Origin of the sequence: Tepidimonas sp. (assembly GCF_029335975.1) — a bacterium.
In the GTDB taxonomy this organism is placed as follows: domain Bacteria; phylum Pseudomonadota; class Gammaproteobacteria; order Burkholderiales; family Burkholderiaceae_C; genus Tepidimonas.
On sequence record NZ_JARJMT020000121.1, the window covers coordinates 1 to 3,504 of the forward strand.

At 66.7% G+C, this 3,504-nt stretch carries 2 protein-coding genes; both read left to right on the forward strand.

The features are described from left to right. Window positions 1-271: 271 nt before the first annotated feature. Window positions 272-1,159 (forward strand): hypothetical protein, encoded by an 888-nt coding sequence (locus P3W97_RS06660; RefSeq protein WP_300845000.1) that lies wholly within the window; start codon window positions 272-274, stop codon window positions 1,157-1,159. A gap of 121 nt (window positions 1,160-1,280) precedes the next feature. Next, window positions 1,281-3,392 (forward strand): NAD-dependent DNA ligase LigA, encoded by a 2,112-nt coding sequence (ligA, locus tag P3W97_RS06665; protein WP_300845002.1) that lies wholly within the window; start codon window positions 1,281-1,283, stop codon window positions 3,390-3,392. Window positions 3,393-3,504 lie beyond the last annotated feature (112 nt).

Below are 3,504 nucleotides of genomic sequence, written 5' to 3' on the forward strand. Positions count from 1 at the left end.
GGCACCATCGCCCACGCACTGGCAGATCGGCGCTGACAGCGCTGGGCTGGCGTGCTACGGGTCTTCCCGCATGGGGTAGATCCCGATGGCCGCTGCACCTGGGCGGCGTAGGCTGATATCTACGGCCCGCACGGGCGGTAACCAGGCGACGAGTATGAACAGACGGGGCTGTTTGCGCATCGGGGCAATGGCCGCGATGGCCTCTGCAGCGGTGCGTGTACGGTCGGCGTCGCTGCGCCCAGTCACGATCCGTTGGCAAACGGATGCCCCCTTGAAGATTCTGCCGGTGCGGCTGGCGCATCGCCTGGGGTATTTTGCCGCCGAGGGCGTGCCGGTGATGCTCGAGCCCTATGAGGAGCGGTCGTCAAAGGCGATGCCTGGTGAGCGAAGCCCAGTGCAAGTCACCGCAGGAGATTTCGACACCGTGCTTCAGCAGCATCTGCAGGGGCAGCGGGAACTGCTGTTTCTGACCCTGGCGCGCACGCCGCAACTGGGCTTTGGCGTGCGGCACCCACAGCGCACAGGCGCGGAGCTGTCCTTGCTGTTGCAGAATGCCCTTATCGGGCTACCGCAGGCGAGCCGCTGGGCACAGCGGGTCGCATGGATGGTGATGCAAGCCCACGGCGTCCAGCCGCGCCCAGCGCAATTCGTCATCTTGTCCACGGCGCAACAGGTGCAGACCGCGTTTTTGCTCGGGGATGTGGATGCCGTCTGTGTGGGCGAGCCGCTTTTGACGGGCCTGCAACGTCGAGGGGGCATCCGGGTCGTGGCCGACACCCGCTACCTGAGCGAAAGCATGCGCCTGCTTGGCGGCCCCGTGTTGTACGCGGGGCTGAGCTCCCCCGCTGCTTGGGTGGAATCGCATGCGGACGAACTGCAGTCCGTTGCCCGGGCTGTGCGGCGCGCACTGCTCTGGCTGCAGACGGCAGGGCCGATAGACCTGGCCCCGCATGCCGACCTGGTCGGATTTGCTGGTGACCCCCGGACGTTTCTGTCCGTCATCATGCATGCACGGGAGTCGTTTGCCGTGGACGGCTCTGTGGACGAGGGCGCCATCCACAATGGCTTGCGTATCGTGCGCCTGCTGCCACAGGGGCATCTGTACGACGGCATCGAGCCGGCGCACCTGTACTCGGCGCGACTGGCCACCACCGGTTGAAAGGGGCGCTGCCCTGCCGGCGTTCGGGATGGATGCGCGCAAGCAGACACGCCCATGGCCATGGATAATTGCCGCTGTGTCCTCACCATCCTCTCCCTCCGATTCGTCTCTACAACCCGATCTGTTCGCCGCAGCGGCCACGCAGGAGGCGGATGACGACGAATGGCAGCGCGCCCAGACCCTGCGCCGCGTTCTCCATCACCATGCGTGGCGCTACTATGTGCTCGACGACCCGGAAATCCCGGATGCCGAGTACGACCGTCTGTTTGCCGAACTGCAGGCGATCGAGGCGCGACACCCAGACTGGATCACGCCCGATTCCCCCACCCAACGCGTTGGCGGGCGCCCGCTGGAAAGCTTTGTGCCGGTGCGACACACCGTGCCGATGCTCAGCATTCGCACCGAAACCGATACCGCGGCGGATGCAGCCCTGGCCTTCGACGCCCGCATCCGCAAGGAGTTGGCGCTGGGCCCGGACGATCCGCCGGTGGTGTATGTGGCCGAGCCCAAGTTCGATGGTTTGGCGATCGGGCTGCTGTATGAGCACGGCACGCTGGTGCGGGCAGCGACACGCGGCGATGGCGAAACCGGCGAGGATGTGACGCAGAACATCCGTACGATCGGTCAGATCCCGCTGCGCCTGCGAGGGGCGGGAGCGGATATCGCGCGGCTAGAGGTGCGCGGCGAGGTGTTCATGCGCCGCGATGACTTTGAGGCGCTCAACGAACGCCAGCGCGCTCGGGGCGACAAAACCTTCGTCAACCCGCGCAACGCTGCCGCCGGCGCCGTGCGGCAACTGGACCCATCCATCACGGCATCCCGCCCACTGAGATTTTTTGCCTACGGCGTAGGCGAATGGCCCGACGTCCTGGGCGATGACCCAGACGCGGGCACCCACTGGCAGATATTGCAGGCGCTGCGCGACTGGGGCTTTCCCGTGTCGGACCTGGTGCGCCGCTGCAAGGGAGGCGAGGCCTTGGCTGCCTACCACCGCGACATTGGGGCAAGGCGTGATGCGCTGCCCTTCGACATCGACGGTGTTGTGTACAAGGTGGATCGACTGGATTGGCAGCGCACGCTGGGATTCGTCACGCGCGAGCCGCGTTGGGCCATCGCGCACAAGTTCCCTGCGCAGGAGCAGCTCACCCGGGTGCTGGCAATCGATGTGCAGGTGGGGCGTACGGGCAAACTCACGCCCGTGGCCAGGCTGGAGCCGGTGTTCGTGGGGGGGGTGACCGTGACCCATGCGACGCTGCACAACGCGGACGAGGTAGCGCGCAAGGATGTTCGGGTGGGCGATACCGTGATCGTGCGTCGCGCGGGCGACGTAATCCCCGAGGTGGTGGCCGTGGCGCCGCCCCTGCCGCAGCCGCGCGGCGAGCCCTTCGCGATGCCGTCAGCCTGCCCCGTATGCGGCAGCGCCGTGGTGCGTGAGGCCGACGAGGTCGATCACCGTTGCTCGGGAGGGCTGTATTGCCCCGCCCAACGCAAGCAAGCGATCCTGCACTTTGCCCAGCGTCGGGCCATGGACATCGAGGGCCTGGGTGAAAAGCTGGTCGATCAGCTGGTGGACGGTCATGTCGTGCGAGGCGTGGCCGATCTGTATCGGCTGGGTCTGTCGTCGCTGATCGGGCTGGATCGCATGGCCGAAAAATCGGCCTCCAATGTGCTGGCGGCGATCGAGGCGTCCAAGTCCACGACGCTGGCACGGTTTTTGTTTGGCTTGGGCATCCGCCACGTGGGCGAGAGCACGGCGCGCGATCTGGCCCGCCACTTCGGCCGGCTGGACGCCCTCATGAACGCCTCGGTGGATGATCTGCTGCGTGTGCCCGACGTGGGGCCGGTGGTGGCGCGCAGCATCCACACCTTTTTTGCGCAGCCGCACAACCGCGAGGTGATCGAGCAATTGCGCGCCAGCGGCGTGCACTGGCCCGAGCACGGCGGTCAGGCCCAGGCCGCACCGCTGCCGTTGAGCGGCAAGACCTTCGTGCTGACCGGCACCTTGCCCACCCTGACGCGCGATGAGGCCAAGGCCCGTATCGAGGCCGCCGGTGGCAAAGTGGCGGGCTCTGTCAGCCGCAAGACCGACTGGGTGGTGGCTGGGGAAGCCGCCGGCAGCAAGCTGGACAAAGCGCGGGAACTGGGCGTTGCGGTTCTTGACGAAGCGGGGCTGCTTGCCTTGCTGGGCGATTTCGGTGCCGTCAGTCGCGCAAGCGGTAGTGATCGCGGTTGAGGACTGCAGCCACCGCGGTCACCTCCTCCGGCCACATTTGCAGATTCAGGACACTGTTGCACTGCTCCACCATGCCGCGCAACAACCCAGGGGTGTTGATGCGGCCGAGCGG